The organism is Isoptericola variabilis 225 (genome assembly GCF_000215105.1).
In the GTDB taxonomy this organism is placed as follows: domain Bacteria; phylum Actinomycetota; class Actinomycetes; order Actinomycetales; family Cellulomonadaceae; genus Isoptericola; species Isoptericola variabilis_A.
The window spans coordinates 3,138,578-3,162,855 of record NC_015588.1; the positions used below are offsets into that span (position 1 = coordinate 3,138,578).

Annotated in this window: 25 protein-coding genes; 15 read left to right on the top strand and 10 right to left on the bottom strand. The window is 74.2% G+C overall.

Annotated elements, in window-relative coordinates:
* Positions 1 to 11 precede the first annotated feature (11 nt).
* The 11 genes from hemE to ISOVA_RS14485 all read left to right on the top strand — a co-directional run bounded on the left by hemE (position 12) and on the right by ISOVA_RS14485 (position 10,637).
* On the top strand, positions 12 to 1,154 hold the full coding sequence (gene hemE / locus ISOVA_RS14435; protein WP_013839934.1) for a uroporphyrinogen decarboxylase: 1,143 nt from the start codon (positions 12 to 14) through the stop codon (positions 1,152 to 1,154).
* The gene (locus tag ISOVA_RS14440) at positions 1,151 to 2,629 is read left to right on the top strand and encodes a protoporphyrinogen/coproporphyrinogen oxidase (RefSeq protein WP_013839935.1); all 1,479 of its coding nucleotides are present in this window, start codon (positions 1,151 to 1,153) and stop codon (positions 2,627 to 2,629) included. Before hemE ends, ISOVA_RS14440 begins: the two co-directional genes overlap by 4 nt.
* A gap of 102 nt (positions 2,630 to 2,731) precedes the next feature.
* Positions 2,732 to 3,826, top strand: a complete 1,095-nt coding sequence (gene hemC / locus ISOVA_RS14445) for a hydroxymethylbilane synthase (protein ID WP_013839936.1) — start codon at positions 2,732 to 2,734, stop codon at positions 3,824 to 3,826.
* Complete coding sequence (locus tag ISOVA_RS14450) at positions 3,823 to 4,653, top strand: uroporphyrinogen-III synthase (RefSeq protein WP_013839937.1); 831 nt, start codon at positions 3,823 to 3,825, stop codon at positions 4,651 to 4,653. The genes hemC and ISOVA_RS14450 overlap by 4 nt, the downstream gene beginning before the upstream one ends.
* Positions 4,650 to 5,675: a porphobilinogen synthase gene (hemB, locus tag ISOVA_RS14455; protein WP_013839938.1), complete on the top strand. Its 1,026-nt coding sequence runs from the start codon at positions 4,650 to 4,652 to the stop codon at positions 5,673 to 5,675. The genes ISOVA_RS14450 and hemB overlap by 4 nt, the downstream gene beginning before the upstream one ends.
* A 35-nt stretch (positions 5,676 to 5,710) precedes the next feature.
* Positions 5,711 to 7,060 (top strand): glutamate-1-semialdehyde 2,1-aminomutase, encoded by a 1,350-nt coding sequence (hemL, locus tag ISOVA_RS14460; protein WP_049788492.1) that lies wholly within the window; start codon positions 5,711 to 5,713, stop codon positions 7,058 to 7,060.
* A 110-nt stretch (positions 7,061 to 7,170) separates the two neighbouring features.
* Complete coding sequence (locus ISOVA_RS14465; protein ID WP_013839940.1) at positions 7,171 to 7,458, top strand: WXG100 family type VII secretion target; 288 nt, start codon at positions 7,171 to 7,173, stop codon at positions 7,456 to 7,458.
* Positions 7,458 to 8,873 (top strand): hypothetical protein, encoded by a 1,416-nt coding sequence (locus ISOVA_RS14470; RefSeq protein WP_013839941.1) that lies wholly within the window; start codon positions 7,458 to 7,460, stop codon positions 8,871 to 8,873. Before ISOVA_RS14465 ends, ISOVA_RS14470 begins: the two co-directional genes overlap by 1 nt.
* A complete protein-coding gene (locus ISOVA_RS14475) occupies positions 8,870 to 9,445 on the top strand; it encodes a hypothetical protein (protein WP_013839942.1) in 576 nt (191 codons plus the stop codon). Before ISOVA_RS14470 ends, ISOVA_RS14475 begins: the two co-directional genes overlap by 4 nt.
* Positions 9,442 to 10,077 carry a hypothetical protein gene (locus ISOVA_RS14480; RefSeq protein ID WP_013839943.1) on the top strand — a complete coding sequence of 212 codons (636 nt, stop codon included), beginning with the start codon at positions 9,442 to 9,444 and terminating at the stop codon, positions 10,075 to 10,077. The genes ISOVA_RS14475 and ISOVA_RS14480 overlap by 4 nt, the downstream gene beginning before the upstream one ends.
* Positions 10,074 to 10,637, top strand: a complete 564-nt coding sequence (locus tag ISOVA_RS14485) for a hypothetical protein (protein ID WP_013839944.1) — start codon at positions 10,074 to 10,076, stop codon at positions 10,635 to 10,637. Before ISOVA_RS14480 ends, ISOVA_RS14485 begins: the two co-directional genes overlap by 4 nt.
* A gap of 27 nt (positions 10,638 to 10,664) precedes the next feature.
* On the opposite strand, the gene ISOVA_RS14490 is transcribed toward ISOVA_RS14485, so the two are convergent.
* Complete coding sequence (locus tag ISOVA_RS14490; protein ID WP_013839945.1) at positions 10,665 to 11,690, bottom strand: M14 family zinc carboxypeptidase; 1,026 nt, start codon at positions 11,688 to 11,690, stop codon at positions 10,665 to 10,667.
* A gap of 41 nt (positions 11,691 to 11,731) precedes the next feature.
* Between ISOVA_RS14490 and ISOVA_RS14495 the strand changes: the two genes are divergently transcribed.
* Genes ISOVA_RS14495 through ISOVA_RS14505 form a run of 3 tightly spaced genes read left to right on the top strand, consistent with a single transcriptional unit; the run spans position 11,732 to position 14,906 of the window.
* Positions 11,732 to 12,070: a metal-sensitive transcriptional regulator gene (locus tag ISOVA_RS14495; RefSeq protein WP_041294925.1), complete on the top strand. Its 339-nt coding sequence runs from the start codon at positions 11,732 to 11,734 to the stop codon at positions 12,068 to 12,070.
* Positions 12,071 to 12,104: 34 nt separating this feature from the next.
* Positions 12,105 to 12,413, top strand: coding sequence for a heavy-metal-associated domain-containing protein (locus ISOVA_RS14500; protein WP_013839947.1), 309 nt, complete (start codon positions 12,105 to 12,107; stop codon positions 12,411 to 12,413).
* A gap of 30 nt (positions 12,414 to 12,443) precedes the next feature.
* A complete protein-coding gene (locus tag ISOVA_RS14505) occupies positions 12,444 to 14,906 on the top strand; it encodes a heavy metal translocating P-type ATPase (RefSeq protein ID WP_013839948.1) in 2,463 nt (820 codons plus the stop codon).
* Between the two features lie 104 nt (positions 14,907 to 15,010).
* On the opposite strand, the gene ISOVA_RS14510 is transcribed toward ISOVA_RS14505, so the two are convergent.
* Genes ISOVA_RS14510 through ISOVA_RS17365 form a run of 5 tightly spaced genes read right to left on the bottom strand, consistent with a single transcriptional unit; the run spans position 15,011 to position 17,517 of the window.
* Positions 15,011 to 15,778 carry an ABC transporter permease gene (locus tag ISOVA_RS14510; protein WP_013839949.1) on the bottom strand — a complete coding sequence of 256 codons (768 nt, stop codon included), beginning with the start codon at positions 15,776 to 15,778 and terminating at the stop codon, positions 15,011 to 15,013.
* Positions 15,775 to 16,671: an ABC transporter ATP-binding protein gene (locus ISOVA_RS14515; protein ID WP_013839950.1), complete on the bottom strand. Its 897-nt coding sequence runs from the start codon at positions 16,669 to 16,671 to the stop codon at positions 15,775 to 15,777. Before ISOVA_RS14515 ends, ISOVA_RS14510 begins: the two co-directional genes overlap by 4 nt.
* Positions 16,668 to 16,973, bottom strand: coding sequence for a transcriptional regulator (locus ISOVA_RS14520; RefSeq protein WP_013839951.1), 306 nt, complete (start codon positions 16,971 to 16,973; stop codon positions 16,668 to 16,670). The genes ISOVA_RS14515 and ISOVA_RS14520 overlap by 4 nt, the downstream gene beginning before the upstream one ends.
* Complete coding sequence (locus tag ISOVA_RS17360; protein WP_186004553.1) at positions 16,966 to 17,109, bottom strand: hypothetical protein; 144 nt, start codon at positions 17,107 to 17,109, stop codon at positions 16,966 to 16,968. The genes ISOVA_RS14520 and ISOVA_RS17360 overlap by 8 nt, the downstream gene beginning before the upstream one ends.
* A gap of 27 nt (positions 17,110 to 17,136) precedes the next feature.
* Positions 17,137 to 17,517, bottom strand: coding sequence for a hypothetical protein (locus ISOVA_RS17365; RefSeq protein ID WP_041294926.1), 381 nt, complete (start codon positions 17,515 to 17,517; stop codon positions 17,137 to 17,139).
* Between the two features lie 249 nt (positions 17,518 to 17,766).
* Between ISOVA_RS17365 and ISOVA_RS17370 the strand changes: the two genes are divergently transcribed.
* Positions 17,767 to 18,579 carry a CPBP family intramembrane glutamic endopeptidase gene (locus tag ISOVA_RS17370; RefSeq protein WP_013839952.1) on the top strand — a complete coding sequence of 271 codons (813 nt, stop codon included), beginning with the start codon at positions 17,767 to 17,769 and terminating at the stop codon, positions 18,577 to 18,579.
* 88 nt (positions 18,580 to 18,667) lie between these two features.
* Here ISOVA_RS17370 and ISOVA_RS14535 read toward each other — a convergent pair whose 3' ends face one another.
* From ISOVA_RS14535 to ISOVA_RS14550, 4 genes are read right to left on the bottom strand one after another with little or no spacing between them, the layout of a single operon-like run.
* On the bottom strand, positions 18,668 to 20,359 hold the full coding sequence (locus ISOVA_RS14535; protein ID WP_013839953.1) for an ABC transporter ATP-binding protein: 1,692 nt from the start codon (positions 20,357 to 20,359) through the stop codon (positions 18,668 to 18,670).
* Positions 20,356 to 21,417 carry an ABC transporter permease gene (locus ISOVA_RS14540; protein ID WP_013839954.1) on the bottom strand — a complete coding sequence of 354 codons (1,062 nt, stop codon included), beginning with the start codon at positions 21,415 to 21,417 and terminating at the stop codon, positions 20,356 to 20,358. The genes ISOVA_RS14535 and ISOVA_RS14540 overlap by 4 nt, the downstream gene beginning before the upstream one ends.
* Positions 21,417 to 22,484, bottom strand: coding sequence for an ABC transporter permease (locus ISOVA_RS14545; protein WP_049788495.1), 1,068 nt, complete (start codon positions 22,482 to 22,484; stop codon positions 21,417 to 21,419). Before ISOVA_RS14545 ends, ISOVA_RS14540 begins: the two co-directional genes overlap by 1 nt.
* Positions 22,481 to 24,133, bottom strand: a complete 1,653-nt coding sequence (locus tag ISOVA_RS14550) for an ABC transporter substrate-binding protein (protein WP_013839956.1) — start codon at positions 24,131 to 24,133, stop codon at positions 22,481 to 22,483. The genes ISOVA_RS14545 and ISOVA_RS14550 overlap by 4 nt, the downstream gene beginning before the upstream one ends.
* Between the last annotated feature and the right edge of the window lie 145 nt (positions 24,134 to 24,278).

Genomic DNA, 24,278 nt, shown 5'->3' on the forward strand with positions numbered 1-24,278 from the left:
AATCGTGGACCGTGACTTCCCCCACGCCTGCCCCTGCCCAGCCGCTGCCGGCCGACCACCCGCTGGTCGACGGGCGGACGGCCCGATCGCCGCTCGTGCGGGCGCTGCGGGGTGACCGTCCCGAGCGCACGCCGGTGTGGTTCATGCGCCAGGCGGGCCGCTCGCTGCCCGAGTACCGGGAGGTGCGGCACGGGATCGCGATGCTCGAGTCGTGCCTGCGCCCGGAGCTCGCGGCCGAGATCACGCTTCAGCCCGTGCGCCGGCACGGGGTCGACGCCGCGATCTTCTTCAGCGACATCGTCGTGCCCCTGAGGCTGGCCGGCGTGGACGTGGACATCCAGCCCGGCGTCGGGCCGGTCATGGACCGGCCGTACCGGACGGCCGACGACGTCGCGCGGCTCGTCGAGCGCGACCTCGACGACGCGTCCCTGGAGCCGATCCGCGAGGCGGTGACGCTGACCGTCTCCGGTCTCGACGAGGAGGAGGGGACGAGCGTGCCGCTCATCGGGTTCGGCGGAGCGCCGTTCACGCTCGCCGCGTACCTCGTCGAGGGCCGCCCGTCGCGCGACCACCTCGCCGCCCGCACGCTCATGCACGCCGACCCCGGCACGTGGCGCCGCCTCACCGAGTGGACCGCCGACCTCACGGGCCGCTTCCTGCGCGCCCAGGTGCTCGCGGGCGCGTCGGCCGTGCAGCTCTTCGACTCGTGGGCGGGGTCGCTGTCGCTCGCGGACTACGCCGCGCACGTCGCGCCGTCGTCCACGCGGGCGCTCGCCCACGTCGCGGACCTGCGGGTGCCGGGGAGCGAGACCGGCGTCCCCGGGATCCACTTCGGCACGGGCACGGGCCACCTCCTGGCCGCGATGCGCGACGTGCTGCGCGACGCCGGGCTCACCCACCGGGCGGTCGGCGTCGACTACCGCACGCCGCTCGACGAGGCCGCAACCGTGCTCGGCCCCGACGTGCCCGTGCAGGGCAACGTCGACCCGGCCCTGCTCGCCGCGCCGTGGGAGGTGCTCGAGGCGCACGTACGCGACGTCGTCGCGCGCGGGACCGCCGCGCCGGGCCACGTGCTCAACCTCGGCCACGGCGTGCCGCCCGAGACCGACCCGACCGTCCTGACGCGCGTCACCGAGCTGGTGCACTCCCTGTGACCCTCCCCGAGCGACCGGCCGAGGAGGTCGACGCCGTCGTCGTCGGTGGCGGCGTCGGCGGGCTCGTGGCCGCGTACACGCTGGTCAACCGCGGGCTGCGGGTCGTCGTGCTCGAGGCGTCCGACCGCGTCGGCGGACCCGTGCGCGGCGGGGCGTTCGCGGCGCTCCCCCGCGTGCCGCTCGACCTGGGCGCCGAGTCGTTCGCCGCGCGCGGGACGGCCGTGGCGAGCCTCGCGGCCGAGCTCGGGCTGCGCGTCGTCGAGCCGGCGGCCAGGCCGGCGTGGGGCTACGCCGCCGGGCGCGCGTTCCCGCTGCCCGCGGCGGGCGTGCTCGGCATCCCGTCCGTGCCGTGGGCGCGCGACGTGCGCCGCGCGGTCGGCTGGCCCGGGGTCGCCCGGGCGTCGCTCGACCGCGTGCTGCCCCGGTTCGTCGCCGACACGACCGACCTCGGCACGCTCGCGCGGTCACGCCTCGGCCGCCGCGTGACCGAGCGGCTCGTCGCACCCGTGGCCGCGGGCGTGCACTCGGCCCCGCTCGACCGGCTCGACGTCGCGACCGTCGCGCCCGGCCTGCTCGAGGCGTTCCGGCTCGAGGCGTCGCTGTCCAAGGCCGTGGGCACCCTGCGCGCCGCCGCGCCCGCCGGCTCGGCCGTGCGCGGCGTCGACGGCGGCATGCACGCGCTCGTCGAGGCCCTCGCCGGGGAGATCGCCGCGAGCGCCGAGGAGTGGGTCGACTCGCCGCGCGTCGACCAGACCGGTCCCATCCACACCGCGGTGCGGCTGCGCCAGGAGGTCGTCGCGGTCGAGCGGGCCGACGACGGCGCGTGGGTCGTGCGCACGGCCGCCGGCGGGCGGGTCGAGGCGGCGCGGCTCGTCGTCGCGACCTCGGCGCTCGCGCCGCTCGTCGCGCCGTGGCTCGGCGCGTCGGGCGTCCCGGTGCCGCGGCAAGAGCGGGGCGCCGACGTCTGGCTCGCGACGCTGCTGCTCGAGGCGCCCGAGCTCGACGCCGCACCGCGCGGGTCGGGGATGCTCGTCGCGCCGGACGAGGGCCCGACGTCGCGCCGCGCCCCGGGCGGGGAGCGCCCCGGCGTGCGGGCCAAGGCGCTGACGCACTCGACCGCGAAGTGGCCGTGGCTCGCCGAGCGCGTCCAGGCTGCCGCGGGCGCCGGCGTGCACGTGGTCCGGCTGTCGTACGGGCGCATCGGCGAGGAGACCGTGCCCCCCACCCCGGACGAGGCCGCGCGGGACGCCTCCGTGCTGCTCGGCGTCGACCTCACCGACCGGGTCGGCGACCACCTGCTGCAGCGCTGGGACGGCGCCCTCCCCCCGCCGACCCCCGCCTACCGGGCCGACGTCGCGGCCTTCGGTGCCGCCGTCGGGCACACGCCGGGGCTCGCCGTGACGGGCGGGTGGGTCGCCGGGACCGGGCTCGCGGCGATCGTCGCGCACGCGCAGGCCGCGGTCGCCGGGCTCTGACGCCTCGCTCCCGTCCTGCGAGGTCGGACGGCGGGTGTGAGATCGGCCTCGACCCGCGCCCCGGGTTGTGGGTCCCCCGGGGCCCTGGGGGAGACTGGAGCGGTGAGCACCCCCGCAGAGCCCGGAACCGCACCGCTGCGCCTCGGCACCCGGGGCAGCGCGCTCGCCATGACGCAGTCGGGCATGGTCGCGCGCCGGCTCACCGAGCTCCTGGGCAGGCCCGTGGAGCTCGTGCGCATCCGCACCGAGGGCGACGTGAAGACCGGGTCGCTCGCGTCGCTCGGCGGCACCGGCGTGTTCGTCACGGCCCTGCGCGAGGCGCTGCTCGACGGCCGCTGCGACGTCGCCGTCCACTCGCTCAAGGACCTGCCCACGACCCAGCCGCCCGAGCTCACCGTCGTGACGCCCGAGCGCGAGGACCCGCGCGACGTGCTGTGCGCGCGGGACGGTCTCACGCTCGAGACGCTGCCGCGCGGGTCCCGCGTGGGCACCGGCTCGCCGCGGCGTGCGGCACAGCTCAAGGCCGCGCGCCCCGACGTCGAGATCGTCGACATCCGGGGCAACGTCGACACGCGCCTCGCCCGCGCGCTCGGACCTGAGGCCGACCTCGACGCGGTCGTGCTCGCGCACGCCGGGCTGACCCGGCTGGGCCGCACCGACGTGGTCACCGAGGTCCTGCCGCCCGGCGTGGTCGCGCCCGCCCCGGGCCAGGGGGCGCTCGCGGTCGAGGCGCGCACGGCCGACCTGCAGCCGGGCGCCCCCGACGGCGGTGCGCTCGCCCGCGCGTTCGCCGCGCTCGACCACCGCGCGACGCGCGTCGCCGTGATCGCCGAGCGGACCGTCCTGGCCCGGCTCGAGGCCGGGTGCGCCGCGCCCGTCGGGGCGTACGCGCGCGTCGAGGACGGCGCGCTGCACCTCGGGGCGGTCGTCGCGCGCGTCGACGGCACCGAGCAGCTCAAGCACCGCGCGAGCGTCGAGCTCGCGGCCGAGATGTCGACCGCCGCGCTCGACGCCGTCGCCACCGAGCTCGGCGAGCGCGTGGCCGAGGCGCTGCTGGCCGACGGCGCCGACCGGCTCGCACCGCTGCGTCCCGGCACGTCCGCCGCGAGCCCGGAGCTGCCCACGGGCGCCTCGCGCCGGGTCGACAGCGCTCCGCTGCACTCCCCGACCGGCACCGACGACCCGGAGGGTGCGTGAGCGTGCCCGTCGTGCTCGTGCCGCGCGCACCCGCGCGGGCCGCGGGCCTCGCCCGGCGCCTGCACGACGCGGGCGCCGAGGTCGTCGTGGCGCCCGTGGTCGAGCGCGCCCCGGTCGAGGACACCGCCCCGCTCGACGAGGCCGTGCGGGCGCTCGCGGCCGGCGCGTACGCGTGGGTCGCCGTGACGAGCGTCAACGCGGTCGACGCGCTCGTGGCGGCCGGGGCCCGGACCGGTGCTCCGCTCGACGCGAGCTCGCGGGCGGCTCGGTGGGCCGCCGTCGGGCAGGCGACGCGACGCGCGCTCGAGACGGTCGGGGTCACCGTGGACCTCGTGCCCGACGGCGAGTCGTCCGCGGCGGGCCTCGTCGCCGCCTTCACCGAGTTGTCAGGGCCAGGCCGCGGTATACCCGGGCGTGAGCCTGACAGCTCGCGAGAAGGGCGGGTGCTGCTGCCGCTCGGCGACCTCGCCGGCCCCACGCTCGCCGACGGGCTCGCCTCGCTCGGCTGGACGCCCGACGTCGTCACCGCCTACCGCACCGTGCGCACCGACCTCCCGGCCGACGTCGCGCGGCGCGCGTACGACGTCGTGGTCGTCAGCTCCGGGTCCGTGGCCCGGGAGGTCGCGCGCCAGGTCGGCACGCGCGCGCCCGTCGTCGCGATCGGGCGGCCCTCGGCCGAGGCCGCGCGCGAGGCGGGGCTGACCGTCGCCGCCGTCGCCGAGCACCCGACCGACGAGGCGCTCGCCGCCGCCGTCACCACCGTCCTGTCAGAAACCCGGTGGGCTCTGGCCCACCAGGTTTCTGACACCAGAAGGGAGCACCCGTGAGCACCTCCGGGATCGTCTACCGGCCGCGCCGTCTGCGCGCCACGCCGCGCATGCGCCGCCTCGTCGCCGAGCACCGGCTCCACGCAGCCGACCTGGTGCTGCCGCTGTTCGTCAAGGAAGGACTCACCGAGCCGGCGCCCATCAGCTCGATGCCCGGCCAGGTGCAGCACACCGAGGAGACGCTGCGCGACGCGGTCGCCGCGGCAGCGCGCGCGGGCCTCGGCGGGATCATGCTCTTCGGCATCCCGGCGGTGCGCGACGCGACCGGCTCGCAGGCCGAGGCGCCCGACGGGATCCTCCAGCGCGGCATCCGCGCCGCGCGCGAGGCGATCGCCGCCGTCGAGCAGGAGACCGGCCGGCCGGGACCGGTCGTCATGGCCGACACGTGCCTCGACGAGTTCACCGACCACGGGCACTGCGGGGTCCTCACGCCGGACGGCGTGGTCGACAACGACGCGACGCTCGACCGGTACGCGGCCATGGCGGTCGCGCAGGCGAAGGCCGGCGCGGAGGTCGTCTCGCCGTCGGGGATGATGGACGGCCAGGTCGCGGTGATCCGCGACGCGCTCGACGACGCGGGCTTCGAGTCGGTGAGCATCCTCGCCTACAGCGCCAAGTACGCGAGCCCGTTCTACGGGCCCTTCCGCGAGGCGGTCGACTCGGCGCTGCAGGGCGACCGGCGCACGTACCAGATGGACGCGGCCAACGGCCGCGAGGGCCTGCGCGAGGCCGACCTCGACCTCGCCGAGGGCGCGGACATGGTCATGGTCAAGCCCGCCGGCTCGTACCTCGACGTGCTGCGCGGCGTCGCGGACCGCTCGGACGTGCCCGTCGCGGCGTACCAGGTCTCCGGCGAGTACGCGATGATCGAGGCCGCCGCCGCCAACGGCTGGATCGACCGCCGGGCCTCGGTGCTCGAGTCCGTGCTGAGCATCAAGCGCGCGGGCGCCGACGTGATCCTCACCTACTGGGCGCTCGAGATCGCCGGCTGGTTCAGCGAAGGACAGGAAGGACGGGCATGACGGACACCGCAGGCTTCGGACTCGTGGAGAACGCGATGGTGGACAGCACCGCACCGGCCGACAACCACGCGGCGTTCGTCCGCGCGCAGGCCGCGATCCCGGGCGGCGTCAACTCGCCCGTGCGCGCGTACGGGTCGGTGGGCGGCGACCCGCGGTTCCTCGCGAGCGCACGCGGGGCCTACGTGACCGACGTCGCGGGCCGCGAGTACGTCGACCTCGTCGGCTCGTGGGGCCCGGCGCTGCTGGGGCACGCCCACCCCGACGTGGTGGCGGCCGTGCAGGAGGCCGCGGCGCGCGGCCTGTCGTTCGGCGCGCCGACGGTCGCGGAGGTCGAGCTCGCGGAGGAGGTCCGACGGCGCGTGCCGCCCGCCGAGCGCGTGCGGCTCGTGTCCACGGGCACCGAGGCCACCATGACCGCGATCCGGCTCGCGCGCGGCGTGACCGGGCGGCCGCTCGTCGTGAAGTTCGCCGGCTGCTACCACGGGCACGTCGACGCGCTGCTCGCCGAGGCCGGCTCCGGCGTCGCGACCCTGGGCATGCCGGGGACGTCGGGCGTGACCGAGGCGTCCGCGGCCGAGACGCTCGTGCTGCCGTACAACGACCTCGCGGCCGTCGAGGCCGCGTTCGCGCAGCACGGCTCGCAGATCGCCGCGGTCATCACCGAGGCGTCGCCCGCCAACATGGGCGTCGTGCCGCCCGCCGAGGGCTTCAACGAGGGCCTGCGCCGCATCACGTCCGCGCACGGCGCGCTGCTGATCCTCGACGAGGTGCTCACCGGGTTCCGCGTGGGGCCCTCGGGCTGGTGGGGTGTGGAAAACTCCGCGAGCGCGACCACCGGCTCCGAGGGGTACACGCCCGACCTGTTCACGTTCGGCAAGGTCGTGGGCGGCGGGATGCCCGTCGCGGCGCTCGGCGGGCCGGCGTCGATCATGGACCAGCTCGCGCCGAGCGGGCCGGTGTACCAGGCGGGGACGCTGTCCGGGAACCCGGTCGCCGTGGCCGCGGGCCTGACGACGCTGCGCCTGGCCGACGAGTCGGTGTACGCGCGGGTGGACGCCGTCGCGGACACGCTCGCGACCGCGCTCGGCGACGCCCTCGCCGCCGAGGGCGTGGAGCACCGCGTGCAGCGGGCCGGGTCGCTGTTCTCCGTGTTCTTCGGACCGTTCGCCGCCGAGCACGGCGTGCGCGACTACGCGCAGGCCCAGGCGCAGGAGGTCTTCCGCTACCGCGCGCTGTTCCACGCGATGCTCGACGCCGGGGTCAACCTGCCGCCGTCGGTCTTCGAGGCGTGGTTCGTCTCGGCGGCGCACGACGACGACGCGGTCAGCCGCATCGTCGACGCCCTGCCCGCCGGGGCGCGGGCCGCGGCGGCCGCGACGGCCTGACCTCGGGCGCCGCCCGGCCGGTCGGCGCCCATGGGGACCTCTCCCCATCGACCGTGCACGGCGGACCTGGCATCCTAGGTCCGCGCGTACGGAAGACAGGGGGTGTTCGCGTGGGAGATCGACTGCGCATCGACCTCGGCGTCGTGCGGGACACCGCGACGCGGCTGGGCTCGATCGGCACGAGTCTCGAGGGTGCCGAGTCGGCGGCCGACGAGCTCGCCGGGATGATCCCGCACCGCGGGCTCGCCGGCTGCGTCGAGAAGTTCGGCAAGAACTGGGACCGGGCCCGGACCGAGCTCATCGGCAAGCTCGAGGACCTCCAGGGGGCGGCGACGACCGTCGCGGACACGTTCGAGGAGGCCGACTCCGAGATGGCCGCGACCGTGAGGGGTGAGTGATGGTCAGCCGCAGCGACGCGCTGACGCGCTCGTACGAGATGGAGCCGCTCGACGGCGACCCGGCGGGCATCCGCCGTCACGCGAACCGGTACACCCGGGTCGCCGAGAAGGTCGCGCAGGCCGTCGCGGACCTGCGGTCGACGATCGCCGACGCCGAGAGCCACGAGTCGGACGCGATGGACGAGCTCGCGCGGCAGGCGGACGACGTCATCCCGAAGCTCTCCAAGATCCAGAACCGGTACGAGGTCGCGGGCTCGGAGCTCGCGACGTTCGCCGACGTGCTCGAGCAGGCGCAGGCGACCGTCGACGCCTCGCTGCGGACGCGCGAGTCGCTCGCGGCGGACCTGGCTCGGTACGACGCGCAGATCACCGAGGCGCAGTCGAGCCTCGCGTGGGCGCCGACCGAGGAGATCGAGCAGCGGCGCGACGAGCTGGTGCGGCTCGAGAACACGGCGGCGCCGATGGCGCAGTCGCTCGCCGACGCGCGCACCGCCTACGACGGCGCGCTCGAGGACGTCCGCACGGCGGGTGACAAGGCCGAGGACGCGATCAACGAGGCCGTGGACGCCGACGGGCTCACCGACTCCCGCTGGGACCGGTTCAAGAGCTGGGTCACAGAGAACGTGGGCTGGATCAAGGTCCTCAAGGACGCGCTGTCGATCATCGCGACCGTCCTGGGCGTGCTCTCGATCTTCTTCCCCGTCCTGCTGCCGTTCGCCGTGGCCTTCGCTGCCGCGACCCTGCTGCTGAGCACGACGCTCGCGGCGACGGGCAACGGCTCGTGGCTCGACGTCGGCCTCGACACGGTGGCCCTGCTGACGCTGGGCGTCGGTGCGGCGATCGGCTCCGGTGTCAAGCTCGCCCAGGGCGCACTGCGCGTCACCCGTTCGGCACGCCTCGCGTGGGCGGGCGCCAGCCGGCCCGGTGTCTTCGGCAGCCTGCTTCGCCCGGTCCGAGCCGGGCTGCGGTACGGCGACGACGCCGTCCGGGTCGCTGACGACCTCGCCCAAGCCATGCCTACCGGTGTCCGGCTGCTCGGCCGCCCCACCTACGGCAGCCTCGACGACGCGTGGCGGGTGTTCCGCGGCGGCGGTGTCGACGGCGCCGTCTTCAGGTCGATCGCGGAGAACGCCACGCTCGGCGCGGGCGGGCTCGTGGACGACGTCCTCCTGGGCGCGGGACGGAGCATGGCGAACGCGTCTTTCGCCAACAACCTCGTCGGTCTCGCAGGGACGGCCGTGAGCTGGCACGACGATCTCATCAACGGGAACATCCTGAACGTCTCACCAGGTCTGCGCGACCTTCCCGACGCGTTCGGCGGGGATCTCCTCGGGCGTTACGGCGACTGGTGGTCCGAGGTCGACGGGGCGACGTTCGACGTCGTCGGCGAGTGGGACCCGGCAGGCAAGTCGTGACGCGGGAACAGATCTCTCGTCGGTGGGACCTGGTCGGCAGACTCGTGTTCGTCGCCGCGATGTGCTTCTGCGTCGAGATGCTCGTCTACGTCGTGCAGATGTTCGTCGCCCTGGCGATGCAGGAGAACTTCGGGTCGACCGGCGTCGTCGCGACCGTCTGGCGCTGGCTCGCCTGGGGCCCCGCCCTGGTCTACGCCTCCGCGGTCCTCATCAGCCTTCCCTTGCCGCGGTGGCGCGGGCGCGAGACCCGCTGGTCGGCGGGCGGACGCAGGCGCGTGCCTCCGATGGGCCGAGGCATGGTCCTGTTCTTCGGTCCCCTCCTGTTCCTCAGCACCGCCGCGCACTCCATCTCGTTCCTGTCGACCAGCGACGTCGAGGAGCATGCGACGTCCGGATCCGTGGTCTACCTCATGGTGGGCGCGATCGGCCTGCTGCTGCTGCGGATCGTCCTGGGTGCGCTGCGCCTCGTCCCTCGCTCCTGGCGGGTGCTGCCCGACGCCGAGCCTCCCGCGACGCCCGACGTCGTCGTCCCGGAGCAGCGCTTCGCACCGGACCGGGAGCCGCGCGCATGACCGCGACCGCAGATCGTGCCGGGACGCCCTCCAGGTACGCGCTGATCCTGCCTCCAGGCTTCGTCCTCATCCCCGCGCAGGGCGACGTCGAGGCCGACGTGCGCGCCGTCGTCAAGCGGCACTACGGCGCCCACCTGAACGACCGAACGCGCGGACGGGTACGCCGCCTCGAGCAGTCGCTCGTGGCCACCGTCTCCTCCGCGAAGGAGCGTGGGGTGGTCGACGTGGTCCTCCCCCTCGGCGTCCCGTGGCGTGTGCCCGTGTCGCTCGCCGCCGCGTTCGCGCCCGCACGGCACGGCGGCGAGCCCGTGGCCGGTCCCGGCTCGACGACGGTGCGTACGCGCGCAGGCGACGCGCGGCGGGAGGTGGTGGAGCACGACCGGGACGATCGCGTCGAGCTCGACGTCGACCTGCCCGAGCCGGCGCCCGGCGGGCCGCTGCGAACGGTCCACCACGTGTGGGAGTCCCCGGCCCGCGGCGTCGACCGGCTCGTCGGGACGTTCACGATCTCCGGGTCAGCCGACCCCGAGCTCGCGCCGATGGTCGATGCGCTCACGGAGCTCGGCGACACGATCATGGCGTCGCTGCGATGGCGCGGCATCGACACCGACACCACGGAGGAGTCCGCGTGACCGTCAAGGTCGACATCGACACCGACCGCTGGGTCTACGTGCCCGAGGCGTTCCCCTGGAACGGGTACGAGTCCCCCGAGCACTGGTCGCGGACGGTCGCGCGGCTCGCCGCGGAGGCGTTCGAGTACGACGCCGAGGAGCGCGGCGTGCTCGAGCGGTACCTGATGCAGCTGCTCGCGTACCCGCGCCTGACCGAGGGCGTGCACCGGTTCGCGCTCCTCGGCACGCCTGACAAGACCTTGGAGCTCGTCCAGGTCGTCGAGGCGCCGACGCGCGACGACGTCCCCGCCGACAGCCTCCTCGGCCTGCCCGAGCCCGACGCGACGCGCGAGCCGGAGATCACGGAGATCTCCGGCGGCCTCGGTGCCGGCCGCCGCGCGATCCGCCACACGCGCGCCGAGGGTCTCGGCGGCGACATCGTGGCCTCCGTGAACTGGGCATGGCGCACCGACGGCAGCGACGTCGTCGTCATGTACGGCACGCAGAACCTCGTCCAGCTCGACCGGCTCCTGCCCGTCCTCGACGCGTTCGCCGCGTCGATCAGCCTCGCCGAGCACTGACGAGGCCGACCGACGCGGCGGCGGGGGTCAGCCCTGCTCGGGCAGGGTGTCCCAGAACGAGGTGTCGGCGGTCTCGATCGAGCCGTCGGCGACCGCCTGCGCCGTCGACATCAACGTCACGACGGTCTGACGGATGAGGTACCCGTTGCTCTTCTGGCCGAGGATCGCGCCGGCCCACTCGTGGTCGGACATGCCGCGCATCTCGAAGAGGAGCGTGGAGATGCCGTACTCGGCCGCGACGCCGTTGCGCGCGATGGTGTTGGCCGTGCCGCCGACGTACTTGCCGAGGTGGCCCCAGCCCGTCGAGTCGACGTTCTCGTAGACGACCGCCCCGAGCCGCTTGGAGCCCTCGAGGACCGCGGGATCGACGTCGGGCGTCGTCGGGTACAGGATCGAGCCCGACACGAGCTTGCCGTCGACGCGCGACTGCGTGCCCTGGTGGTGCAGGTCGATCATGTAGTCGATGTCGTAGGCACCGAGGACGTTCTCGTGCAGCGCCTGCGTCTCGGGCTCGAGCTTGGCGACGTGGTCGCGGTTGAGGTCGACCTCGTTGGCGTTGTAGCGCGTGAGGTGCCGCTCGCCCTTGGCCAGGTAGTGGTCGATCGAGAAGTTCACGTCGCCCATCGCGCCGTCGGCGTTGAACATCGGCACGAACAGGATGTTGACGTCGTCGAGCATCCGGGCGTGCTGCCCCGACCCCAGCGTCTTGATGACGTGCAGCATCGCCTCGGTCGTGAGCTGCTCGTTGCCGTGCTGCTGCGCGAGGTAGAGGATCGTCGGGTTCTCGGGGTCGCTGACGTACTTCACGAGGTGGATGTCTCGGCCCTTGACGGTCTGGCCGATGACCTCGAGCTCCATCGCGTCCTGCTTGGCGTCCTGCGCGTGCAGGAAGTCCACGACCTCGTCGTACGTGGACAGGATCGACGTGGTGATGACCTCGTTGCCCTGGTAGTCGGGCCCCTCCCCCACGGCGCCCGCGGTCGCGGTGCCGCCGACGACGAGCGCCCCGGTGAGGGTGAGAGCGGCGGAGGTGGTCCTGGCGGTTCTGCGCACGGTGACTTGACGTGGTACCCCCAGGGGGTATGGTGGACGGTATGAGCGAGACCACCGCACCCACCGCCGTCGGGCACGAGCACGCGCCGCACGACGGGCCGCACGGCTACGCCTCCGACAAGGAGGGGTACCTCAAGCGCATGCGCCGCATCGAGGGCCAGGTGCGGGGCATCGCGCGCATGATCGACGAGGACGTGTACTGCATCGACATCCTCACGCAGGTCTCCGCCGTCACGAAGGCGCTGCAGGCCGTGAGCGTCGCGCTCGTCGAGGACCACCTCGGGCACTGCGTCGTCGACGCCGCCCGCACGTCGCCCGAGGAGGGCGCCGCGAAGGTCCGTGAGGCCGCCGACGCCATCGCGCGCCTCGTCCGCAGCTGAACCGCCGCCGAATCCGACCCTGGGGGAATCCACCATGGCCACCGTCACCGCTCTGTCCGTCTCCGGCATGCACTGCAACCACTGCGCGTCGTCCGTCACGCGCGAGCTCAAGGCCGTCGACGGCGTCGAGGAGGTCATCGTCGAGCTGCACGCCAACGAGACCTCGTCGGTCCGCGTGATCTCCGACGACCCGCTGCCCGAGGACGCCCTGCGCGCGGCGATCGACGAGGCCGGCTACGACGTCACCGGCGTCGAGGTCCTCGAGGACGCCGTCGCCGCCGAGTACGCGCAGCAGGCGCCCGCCCGCCAGGCGCCGCACACGCTGCCGATCGTCCGGTCCTGACCCAGCCCTGACCCGGGAGCCGCACCGCTGATGACGACGCACACCGACCACTCCCCCGGCACCGGGGCCCCGGCCACGCCCGACGCCCCGCTGCGCGAGGTCGACCTCGCCGTGTCCGGGATGACGTGCGCGTCGTGCGTCGCCCGGGTCGAGCGCAAGCTCACCAAGCTCCCGGGCGTCGAGGCGACGGTCAACCTCCCGCTCGAGAGCGCGCACGTCGTGCTGAGCCGGGACGTGCCCGACGACGAGCTCGTCCGCGCCGTCGAGGCTGCGGGCTACGAGGCGCGCGTCACGGGCTCGCGCTCCCTCACCACCGACGTGTCAGAAGAGGAGTGGGCTGGAGCCCACCAGGTTTCTGACACGGTGGAGTACCGCGGCGCGGACCTGCTGCGGCGGCTGCGGGTGTCGGCCGTGCTCACGGTGCCGGTGCTCGCCCTGTCGATGATCCCGGCTCTCCAGTTCACGGGCTGGCAGTGGGTCGTCGCGGCCCTCGCGCTGCCCGTGGTCACCTGGGGCGCGTGGCCGTTCCACGTCGCGGCCGTCCGCGCGGCCCGGCACGGCGCGTCGACCATGGACACGCTCGTGTCGGTCGGCGTCGTCGCGGCGAGCGTGTGGTCGCTGTGGGCGCTGCTGCTCGGCGGTGCCGGGGAGCTCGGCATGCGCATGGAGGCGACGCTGCTGCCGAGCCGCGACCACATGGGCCCGCCAGAGCTCTACTTCGAGGTCGCGGCCGTCGTCACGACGTTTCTCCTCACCGGCCGCTACGCCGAGCACCGCTCGAAGCGGCGCGCGGGCGACGCGCTGCGCTCGCTGCTCGAGCTCGGCGCCAAGGAGGCCGAGCGGGTCGCCGTCGGTCCCGACGGCACGCCGCTGACCGGGCCCGACGGCGGACGGGTCACCTCCCGGGTGCCGGTCGCCGAGCTGCGCCGCGGCGACGTGTTCACCGTCCGCCCGGGCGAGAAGGTCGCGACCGACGGCGTCGTGCTCTCCGGGACCTCCGCCGTCGACACGTCGCTCCTCACCGGCGAGCCGGTGCCGGTCGACGTCGGGCCCGGCGACGCCGTCACGGGTGCGACCGTCAACACGTCCGGGCACCTGCTCGTGCGCGCGACGCGCGTGGGCTCCGAGACGACGCTCGCCCAGATCGGGCGGCTCGTCGCCCAGGCGCAGACCGGCAAGGCGCCCGTGCAGCGGCTGGCCGACCGGATCTCGGCGGTGTTCGTGCCGGTCGCCTTCGGCATCGCCGCGCTGACCCTGGTCGGCTGGCTCCTCGCCGGCGCGAGCACGCAGTTCGCGTTCACCGCGGCCGTCGCGGTGCTCATCATCGCCTGCCCGTGCGCGCTGGGCCTCGCGACGCCGACGGCCCTGCTCGTCGGCACCGGCCGGGGTGCCCAGCTCGGCGTGCTCATCAAGGGCCCGGAGATCCTCGAGTCGACGCGCCGCATCGACACGGTCGTGCTCGACAAGACCGGCACGGTGACCGAGGGCCGCATGCGGCTCGAGCGCGTGACACCCGCCGAGGGCGTCGACGCCGACGAGGCGCTCCGGTACGCCGGCGCCGTGGAAGCCTTGAGCGAGCACCCGATCGCGCAGGCGGTCGCCGCCGCGGCCGCCGCGTCCCGCGAGTTGTCAGGCTCACGCGTGGGTATGCCCGGGCCTGGGCCTGACAGCTCGGACGACAAGGGGGCGCTCGAGGTCTCGGAGTTCGTCGCGACGGCGGGCGGCGGCGTGGAGGGCCTCGTGCGTGCCGCGCACTCGGGCCTGGGCACGGGCACGACGGCGGCTCTCGCGCTCAACGCGCGACGCGTCGTCGTCGGGCGGCTCACGTGGCTCGACGAGCGCGGCGTGCGCGTCCCCGACGAGGTGCGTGCCGCCGTCGGGCAGGCCGAGGACACGGGCGCGACGACGGTCGTGGCCGCGTGGGACGGCACGGCACGCGCGGTGCTCGAGCTCCGCGACCCGGTCAAGCCCACGTCCGCCCGGGCGGTCGCGGAGCTCCAGGCGCTTGGCCTGCGGCCCGTGCTGCTCACGGGCGACTCCGAGGGCGCGGCGCGCGAGGCGGCCCGCCAGGTCGGCATCGCGGAGTCCGACGTCGTCGCGCGCGTCCTGCCGCAGGACAAGGCGGCCGCCGTGCGGCGGCTCCAGGCCGAGGGTCGCGTCGTCGCGATGGTCGGCGACGGCGTCAACGACGCGGCGGCGCTCGCGACGGCGGACCTCGGGCTGGCCCTGGGCACCGGCACCGACGTCGCGATCGAGGCGAGCGACATCACGCTCGTGCGCGGCGACCTGCGCGCCGCGCCGACGGCGGTGCGCCTGTCGCGCGCGACGCTGCGGATCATCAAGCAGAACCTGTTCTGGGCGTTCGCGTACAACACCGCGGCGATCCCGCTCGCGGCGGCCGGGCTGCTCAACCCGATGATCGCGGGCGCGGCCATGGCGGCGTCGTCGGTGCTCGTGGTGAGCAACTCGCTGCGGCTCCGCCGGGCCGGCTGACGCCACCCCTTCGCGAGGTCGTACCTCCGGTCGCGAGGTCGTACTCCCGGGGTACGACCTCGCGACCGGAGGTACGACCTCGCGAGGCGGCGAGACCCGGCGGGTCAGCGGAAGCGACGGCCCTCGTCCCGCCGGTACGCCGCGACGGCGAGCGCCGCGAACAGCGCCGTCCACCCCAGCAGCACGGGCCAGGCCGTGCCCGGCGCGCCGACGCCGGTCAGCGCGTCGACGAGCACGTCCCGCGCAGCGCGCGTCGGCGTCGCGAGCGAGACGGCGTCGAGCCAGGCCGGGAACATGGTCGGTGGCAGGAACAGCCCGCCGCCGAACGCGAGCGGGAACAGCACCACCTGCACCACGGGCAGGGCGGCCTTGGCCGACAGCGAGTACCCGACCGCCATCCCGAGGAGCACGAACGGCACGGACGCGACGAGGATCGTGCCGACGCCGGCGACGAGCTGCACCGCCGTGACGCGCGCGTCGGTGAACAGCCACCCGATGAGGACGAGCGGCACCAGCCCGAACAGCGAGAAGATCGCCCCGTTGCCGATGCGCGCGACCATCCGCGGCCCCGGTCCGGCGGGCAGCGAGCGCACGAACGGGTCGAACGGCAGCTGCCGGTCCTCGGCGACGCCGAGCCCGTAGGTGAACAGGCTCGCCGACATCACGGCGAAGAGGCCGAGGCCTGCCACCGCCATGGTCGCCACGACCGGGTTCCGGGCGACCTGCTCCTGCGGGACCACGAAGAAGAACATCGACAGCGCCGGGAACAGCAGGTTGCCGAGCACCGCGATGGGGATGCGGACGGTCTCGAGGAACTGGTAGCGCAGGTGCAGCCAGGTCAGGCGCACGGGGCTCACGGTCGCGGCGCTCATCGGACGGCCACCATCTCGGCGAACGCCTCGTCGAGGCTCGCGCCGCGGATCTCGAGGTCGCGGAAGTCGATGCCGCCGAGCACGAGGTCGCGCACCAGCGCGTCGGCGTCCGACGTGAGCAGCGTCTGGCGGGCCGGGTCCGCGGCGTCGTTCGCCGGGCGCTCGGCGCGCACGACGCCGGTCCACGCGGAGAGGTCGTCGGGTGCGGTGAGCACCACGCGGCGCAGGGAGACCCGGCGCAGGACGGCGTCGAGCGCGTCGTCGGCGCGCACCACGCCGCGGTCGATGACGACGACGCGCTGCGCGAGGGCCTGCACCTCCTCGAGGTAGTGGCTCGTGAGCAGCACCGTGCCGCCGTCGGCGTGGTACGCCCGGACCGCCTCCCACAGCGCGTGGCGCGCTCCGACGTCGAGCCCGGTGGTGGGCTCGTCGAGGAGCAGGACGCGCGGGCGTCCGACGAGCGCGAGGGCGACGGCGAGGCGCCGCCTCTGCCCGCCCGAGAGCGCACCGGTCTGCCGCCGGGCCTGCTCCGTGAGGCCGAACTGCTCGAGCAGGTCGCCCGTCGGCACGGGGTCCGGGAAGTGCCCGGCGACGAAGTCGACGACCTCGCGCACGCGCAGCGTCGCGGGCAGCCCCGTCTCCTGGGGCGTGATGCCGAGGCCGGTGCGGCTGCGCGCGTCGCGGGGGTCCCCGCCGAGCAGGCGCACGGTGCCGGAGTCCGGCCGTCGCAGCCCGCTCACGAGCGACAGCAGGGTGGACTTGCCGGCGCCGTTCGGCCCGAGCAGGCCCACGAGCTCGCCCGGGCGGACGGTGAGCGAGACGTCGTCGAGCGCGACGACGGCGCCGAAGCGACGCGTGACGCAGTCGACGTCGACCGCGAGGTCCGGGGTCATGATGCGGCTCCTCTCAGGAGCGACGTGAGAGCGGCCGTGTACTCCTCGAACGCCTGCCGGCCGCGGGGGGTCAGGGCGAGGTACGTGGCCGGCGTGCGGCCCACGTGCGTCTTGGTCACGCGGACGTACCCGGCGTCCTCGAGCTTGCGCAGGTGGGTCGACAGGTTGCCGGCGGTCATGTCCAGCACCTTCTGGAGCTTGGGGAAGGACAGCTCGTCGCCCTCGGCGAGCGCGGCGAGGGTCGCGACGACGCGCAGCCGTGCCGTCGCGTGGATGACGGGGTCGAGGACGTCCTCAGGCACGGCTCGTCCCTGCCTCCGTCCCCGCGACGCCGCGGCGTCGGCGGAGCACCCGGCCGTGCTCGACGGCGGTCATGATCAGGAACCCGCCACCGCCCGCGAGCGCCATGATCAGGAACGTGCCGGGCAGACCCGCCACGGTCGCGCCCGCCGCGACGACGAGGATCTACGCACCGAGCACGAGCAGCCCGCGGTCGTCGAACGCGATCGCGCCGCCCAGGTACAGCAGGCCGACGACGATGCACGCGATGCCGTTCGCCGCGAGGGCCATGGTCTCGGGCGACGCGCCGGCCCCCGCGAGCCCGGCGACGACGGCGCCCTGCGCCGCGAAGCCGAGGAACCACGACCAGCCGTAGATCGCGCCGGCGCGGGCGCTGACGCCTCGGGTGCCGGCGGTGCGGCGGATGCTGTGGACGGCGGTGACGACGACCGCAGCGAGCAGCAGCACGCCGAAGACCGCGAACGCCGGGCCCTCCGGCTGCGTCCCCGTGGCGCGGGCACTGGTCCACAGCGTGAGGTAGCCGCCGAGCCACGCGACGCCCCACACCCCGTACAGCAGGCGGCAGTCGGGCTCGTTGGCGGCGCGGGCGCGCTCCTGCGCCTCGCGGATGACGCGCAGCGAGGCGGCCGCGTCGAGCGGCCGCTCGTCGGCGGGGCGCCCGCTGCGGTGCGGCGCAAGTCCCTTCTGGTCGCTCGGCAGCTTCGGACTCGATCGGCACCTCGAGGGACCGACCGAGTCTCAAGCTGCCGAGCGAAGCCCCAGCCGGCGTCCAGGCGGCGGTCCTACGCTGGCCGCGTGCCCGACGTCGACGCCTCGCCCACCGCCACACCCCCGCTCACGCGCGCGCAGCGCCGCCGCATCGGCGCGGAGGTCTGGATCGTCCTCGGCCTGAGCCTGGGCCAGTCGGCGGTGTACTCGCTCGTGAACATCGCGGCGCGGCTGACCGCCGGCACGCCGCTGGCGGAGCAGACCGCGACCCTCAACGCGAGCCGCTCCGAGCGCCCGCTGCTCGACCTCACGTACCAGCTGCTCGGCATCGGCTTCGCTCTCGTGCCCGTCGCGCTCGCGCTCTTCCTGCTCAGCGGCCGGGGTCGCGGCGCGCTCGCCGCGCTCGGCGTCGACCGCGCCCGCCCCGGCCGCGACGTCGCGTGGGGCGTGGCGCTCGCCGCGGCGATCGGCATCCCCGGGCTGGCGTTCTACGCGCTCGGGCGGGTGCTCGGCATCACGGTGTCGGTCCAGGCCAGCGCGCTGAACGAGCACTGGTGGACCGTGCCCGTGCTGATCCTCGCCGCGCTGAAGAACGGCGTGCTCGAGGAGGTGATCGCCGTCGGGTACCTGTACGAGCGCACGCGCGAGCTCGGCTGGGACCGCCTGCGGTTCGTCGTCGCGAGCTCGCTCCTGCGCGGGACGTACCACCTCTACCAGGGCATCGGACCGTTCCTCGGCAACGTCGTCATGGGCCTGCTCTTCTCGTGGTTCTACACGTCCCGCTGGGGACGACGGCGGGTCGTGCCGCTCGTCGTCGCGCACACGCTGCTCGACGTCGTCGCGTTCGTCGGGTACGCGCTCGTGCCCGCCGAGTGGCGCGCGTCGCTCGGCATCACCTGACGCCGGCGCTACCTCGGCGGGAGACGCGCTACGTCGGCGAGGAACGCGCTACGTCGGCGGGAGACGCGCTACGTCGGCGAGGAACGCGCTACGTCGTCAGGGCGCGGAGCGCCTCGCGCCGCTCGGCCTGGGCCACCGGGTCGGGCACGGGCAGGGACGCGAGCAGCCGACGGGTGTACTCCTCGCGCGGCGCGCCGAGCACCTCGACGCCGGTCCCCTCCTCGACGAGCCGGCCGCGGTAGAGCACCGCGATCCTGTCGGCGAGCAGGTCGACCACGGCCAGGTCGTGCGACACGAAGAGGCACGCGAACCCGAGCTCGCGCTGCAGCTCGGCGAAGAGCTCGAGCACGCGGGCCTGCACCGACACGTCGAGCGCCGACGTCGGCTCGTCGGCCACGAGCAGCTCGGGGTCGAGCGCGAGCGCCCGCGCGAGGGACGCGCGCTGGCGCTGGCCGCCCGAGAGCTCGTGGGGGAAGCGGTCGCCGTAGGAGCGCGGCAGCTGGACGGCCTCGAGCAGCTCGTCGACCCGGCCGCGCGCCGCCTCGGGCGACGCCGCACGCCCGTGCACGACGAGCGGCTCGGCGACGCACTCCGCGATCGTCAGCAGCGGGTTGAACGACGTCGCGGGGTCCTGGAAGACGAAGCCGAGCCGCGGGCGCATGCCGGCGAGGTCGCGTCCGCGGGCCCCGCGCATCTCGGTGCCGAGGACGCGCAGCGACCCGCCCGTCACCGGCGTCAGCCCGGCGATCGCGCGGGCGATCGTCGTCTTGCCCGAGCCCGACTCGCCCACGAGGCCGAGCACCTCGCCGGGCCTGATGGTCAGCGACACGTCGTCGACCGCGGTGAACGCCGGCCGCCGGAAGCGCCCCGGGTAGGTGATCGTCAGGTGCTCGGCCCGCACGACGGGCTCGGACTCCGCCCAGCCGTCCGGACGTGCGGCCGCGCGGGCCGCGGCGCGCGCCGTGCCCTCCCCCACGCGCGGCACGGACTTGAGGAGCGCGCGCGTGTAGTCGGCCTGCGGGTTCGCGAAGAGCTCGGCGACGGGCGCCTGCTCGACGAGCCGGCCCTGGTACATGACCGCGACGCGGTCGGCGAGGTCGGCGACGACGCCCATGTTGTGCGTGATGAGCACGATCGCCGTGCCGGTCTCGTCGCGCAGCCGGCGCAGGAGGTCGAGGATCTCGGCCTGCACGGTGACGTCGAGCGCGGTCGTCGGCTCGTCCGCGACGATGAGTCCCGGGTTGAGCACCAGCGCCATGGCGATGACGATGCGCTGCTTCTGACCGCCCGAGAACTGGTGCGGGTAGTGGTCGACCCGGTGCTCCGGGTCCGGGATGCCGACGGTCCGCAGCACCTCGATCGCGCGCTCGCGCGCCTGCCTCTTGGAGACGGTCCCGTGCGCCCGGAGGCCCTCGGCGATCTGCCAGCCGACCGTGAAGACCGGGTTGAGGGCGGTCGACGGCTCCTGGAACACCATCGCCACGTCGCGGCCCCGCACCTCGCGCAGGCGCGCACCGGAGACGGACACGACGTCGGTCTCGCCGTCACGGCCGGAGAGCAGGACGGCCCCGCTCGTCGTCGCGGTCTCCGGCAGCAGGCCGAGGATCGTCTTGGCCGTGACCGTCTTGCCCGAGCCGGACTCGCCGACGATGGCGAGCACCTCCCCGGGTGCCACCTCGAGGCTCACGCCGTCGACGGCGCGCACCGGGCCGGCGTCGGTCGCGAACGAGACCGCGAGGTCGTCGATGCGGGCCACCGGGCCCGCGGGGCTGACGGTCACAGGTCCTCCTTCTCGGCCGCGGCCGCCCGGCCCGGCAGGGTCGCCTCGACCGACGTCGCGGCGACGGCTCCCGACACCTCGGCGGACCGGGTCCGCGAGCGCAGGCGGGGGTCGGCGAGGTCGTTGAGCGACTCGCCCATGAGCGTCATGCCCAGGGCCGCGACGACGATCGCCATGCCCGGGAACAGGGCCGTCCACCAGATCCCCGACGTCACGTCCGCGACCGCGCGCTGCAGGTCGTAGCCCCACTCGGCGGCCTGGGTCGGCTCGATCCCGAAGCCCAGGAACCCGAGCCCGGCGAGCGTGAGGATCGCCTCCGAGGCGTTGAGCGTGACGATGAGGGGCAGGGTGCGCACCGAGTTGCGCAGCACGTGGCGCGTCATGATGCGCCGGTGCGGCGTGCCGAGCACGCGCGCGGCGTCGACGAACGCCTCCGCCTTGACCCGCACGACCTCAGCGCGCACCACGCGGAAGTACTGCGGCACGAACACGACGGTGATCGACAGCGCCGCGGCGAGCACGCCGCCCCACAGGCTCGACTGCCCGCCCGAGATGACGATGGCGAGCAGGATCGCGAGCAGCAGCGACGGGAACGCGTACACGGCGTCGGCGACGAGCACGAGCACGCGGTCGGCCCAGCCGCCGAAGTACCCGGACACGAGCCCGAGCAGCACCCCGACGACGATCGACGCCGCGACCGCGACGACGACGACGAGCACCGCCGTCTGCGCACCCCACACGACGCGCGAGAGCACGTCGTAGCCGCCGACCGTCGTGCCGAACCAGTGCTCGGCCGACGGCGGCTGCTGCGTCCCGAAGCCGCCCGCGGCGTCCCGGCGCTGCGACGGGCCGTACGGCGCGACGAGCGGCGCGAACGCCGCGACGAGCACGAAGAACGTCGTCAGGCCCAGGCCGGTGAGCAGCATGCCACGCTGCAGCCCGACGCTGTGCCGGACCTGCCGCACGACGGGCAGCCGCTTGAACCACGCGCCCCGGCCGCCGAGGTGCTCGGGCGCGGCGCCGGCGGTGCCGACGCTCGTGATCTCCGGCGCGGCCATCAGTACCTCACCCTCGGGTCGATGAGCGCGGCGACGATGTCGACGACGAAGTTCGTCACCGCGACGATCACGGCCATGAGCACGACGATCCCCTGCACGGCGACGAAGTCGCGCACCGTGAGGTACTGCGCGAGCTGGAAGCCGAGGCCGCGCCACTCGAACGTCGTCTCGGTGAGCACCGCGCCGACGAGCAGCATGGCGACCTGCATGCCCGCGACCGTGATGACCGGGATGAGCGCCGGGCGCGCCGCGTGCGCGCCGACGAGCCGCCACTCGGAGACGCCGCGCGAGCGCGCGGCGTCGACGTACTCGGTGCCGAGCGTGCCGATCATGTTGGTGCGCACGAGCCGCAGGAACACGCCCGCGGTGAGCAGGCCGAGCGCGGTCGCGGGCAGCACGGCGTGCGTGAGCACGTCCTGCACGACCCACCACTGCCCGGTCAGGGCGGCGTCGATGAGGTAGATGCCCGTCGTCCCGCCCGAGAACCGCATCTCGATCTGCGCGTCGGTCGACGCGCGGCCCGCGACGGGGAACCACCCGAGCCCGACCGCGAACACCAGCTTCAGGAGCAGGCCCGCGAAGAACACCGGGGTCGCGTAGGCGAGGATCGCCAGGACCCGCAGCACGGCGTCGGGCGCCCGGTCGCGGAAGTACGCGCTCACCGCGCCGAGCGGCATGCCGAGCACGACGGCGATCAGCACCGCGTACAGCGTGAGCTCGAGCGTCGCGCCGCCGTGCTGCGCGAGCACCTCGGTCACGGGCCGGTTGTCGCTGATCGTGGTGCCGAAGTCGCCGCTGAAGACGTCGGTGAGGTAGTCCCAGTACTGCACGAGGATCGGCCGGTCGTAGCCGGCCGCGGCGATGCGCTCCGCCAGCTGGGCGGGCGTGAGCCGCCCGCCCAGCGAGGCGGTGATCGGGTCGCCGGTCGCGCGCATGAGGACGAACACCGTGGTCACGAGGATGAACACGGTCGGGATGATCAGCAGGAAGCGCACCAGGACGTAGCGTCCCAGTGCGCTTCCCGCGGAGGTCGTCGCTGCCACGGGTCGTCGAGCGCTCCCCGTCAGCCCTTGCTGAGCGCGCCGTAGCGGAACTTGAAGGAGCCGTCGAGCGTGTTCTCGGCGCCCTCCACGTCCGTGCCGACGACGGCGACCTGCGCACCCTGCATGTACGGGATGGTCGAGAGGTCGTCCGCGAGCACGTCCTGGATCTCCTCGATGAGCGCGGTGCGCTCGTCGGGGTCCGTCGTGACGGCCTGGCGGAGCAGCATCTCGTCCACCTGCGGGTTCGAGTAGTGGTTGACGAGGAAGTTCTCCGTGAGGAAGAACGGCGTCAGGTAGTTGTCGGCGTCGGAGTAGTCCGGGAACCAGCCGAGCTGGTAGATCGGGTACACGTCGGCCGTGCGGTCCGCCGAGTACTGGACCCACTCGGTGCTCTGCAGGTTGACCGTGAACAGGCCGCCCTCCTCGAGCGCCTCCTTGATCACCGCGTACTCGTCGCCCGACGACGGGCCGTAGCGCTCGGCCACGTACTGGATGTTGAGCTCGACCGGCGTCTCGACGCCCGCGGCCTCGAGCACCTCGGTCGCCTTGCCCGGGTCCGGCGCGCCGTTGCCGTCGCCGTACTTCTCCTTGAGCGACTCGGTCGCGCCGGTCAGGCCCTCGGGGACGTACGAGTACAGCGGCGTGAACGTGCCCTTGTAGACGTCCTCGGAGATCGCCTCGCGGTCGACGAGGTGCGCGACCGCCTGCCGCACGGCGAGCGCCTTGGCCTCGTCGGCCTCCGGGGTCTCGGCCCCGAACGGCATGGTGTTGAAGTTGAAGACGAGGTAGCGGATCTCGCCGCCCGGCCCGTCGACGACCTTGACCGTGTCCTTGGTGCGCAGGTCCTCGACGTCGGTCGCCGACAGCGTCCGGAACGCGACGTCGATGTTGCCCTGCTCGACGTCGAGCTTGAGGTTCGACGAGTCCGTGTAGTACTTGACGTTGACGGTCTCCGTCGCCGGGGCGCCCAGGATGCCCTGGTACTCCGGGTTGGCCTTGTACTGGACGAGGTCGTTAACCGCGTACTGCGTGATCGCGTACTGGCCGGCGAACGCGTTGCCGTCCACGATCTCCTGGTCCGGCGTGACGGCGTCGGCCGAGAAGACCTCCTCGTCGACGATCGGGCCGACCGGCGAGGAGAGGATCTGCGGGAAGATCTGGTCGTTCTCGCTCTTGAGGTGGAACACGACGGTGAGGTCGTCCACGACCTCGACGCTGTCGAGGTTGTACAGCAGCGAGGAGGGGCCGTTCTCGTCGGCGATCGCGACCTGGCGGTCGAACGTGAACTTCACGTCCGAGGCAGTGAGCTCGTTGCCGTTGGCGAAGGTCAGACCCTCCTTGAGGGTCACCGTGTACTCGGTCGGCGCGGTGAACTCGGCCGACTCCGCGATGTCCGGCTCGACCTCCGACGTGCCGTACGGCGAGTTCATGAGGAACGGGTAGACCTGGTTCATCACGGCGAACGACCCGTTGTCGTACGAGCCGGCCGGGTCCAGGGACGTGATCTGCTCGGTCGTGCCGACGGTCAGCGTGCCCGAGGCGCCGCCGCCTCCGCCGCCGCCCTCGCCCGTGCCCCCGTTGCCCGAGCCGCCACCGCACGCGGCCAGCGCCAGCGCGACCACGGCTGCCCCGGCGGCGGCCACCGGCCGTCGAGCGGATCGGATTGTCCTCATTGCACTCTCCTCCTCGATGCGGTCCGCGGGATCGCCGTGGACCTGTCCACAATGCGGGCGTTTCTAGCACACCCCGGTGTCGCCCAGGTCACGCTCGTGGGTCCCGGCGTCCTACTGTGACCGCATCGTGATACCCGCCACAGGG

Coding starts and splice junctions, on each gene's coding strand:
- hemL (WP_049788492.1), top strand. CDS start 5,711: ATGGTGGACAGCACCGCACCGGCCGACAACCACGCGGCGTTCGTCCGC.
- ISOVA_RS14470 (WP_013839941.1), top strand. CDS start 7,458: ATGGTCAGCCGCAGCGACGCGCTGACGCGCTCGTACGAGATGGAGCCG.
- ISOVA_RS14480 (WP_013839943.1), top strand. CDS start 9,442: ATGACCGCGACCGCAGATCGTGCCGGGACGCCCTCCAGGTACGCGCTG.
- ISOVA_RS14495 (WP_041294925.1), top strand. CDS start 11,732: ATGAGCGAGACCACCGCACCCACCGCCGTCGGGCACGAGCACGCGCCG.
- ISOVA_RS14500 (WP_013839947.1), top strand. CDS start 12,105: ATGGCCACCGTCACCGCTCTGTCCGTCTCCGGCATGCACTGCAACCAC.
- ISOVA_RS14505 (WP_013839948.1), top strand. CDS start 12,444: ATGACGACGCACACCGACCACTCCCCCGGCACCGGGGCCCCGGCCACG.
- ISOVA_RS14510 (WP_013839949.1), bottom strand. CDS start 15,778: ATGAGCGCCGCGACCGTGAGCCCCGTGCGCCTGACCTGGCTGCACCTG.
- ISOVA_RS14515 (WP_013839950.1), bottom strand. CDS start 16,671: ATGACCCCGGACCTCGCGGTCGACGTCGACTGCGTCACGCGTCGCTTC.
- ISOVA_RS14540 (WP_013839954.1), bottom strand. CDS start 21,417: ATGGCCGCGCCGGAGATCACGAGCGTCGGCACCGCCGGCGCCGCGCCC.
- ISOVA_RS14550 (WP_013839956.1), bottom strand. CDS start 24,133: ATGAGGACAATCCGATCCGCTCGACGGCCGGTGGCCGCCGCCGGGGCA.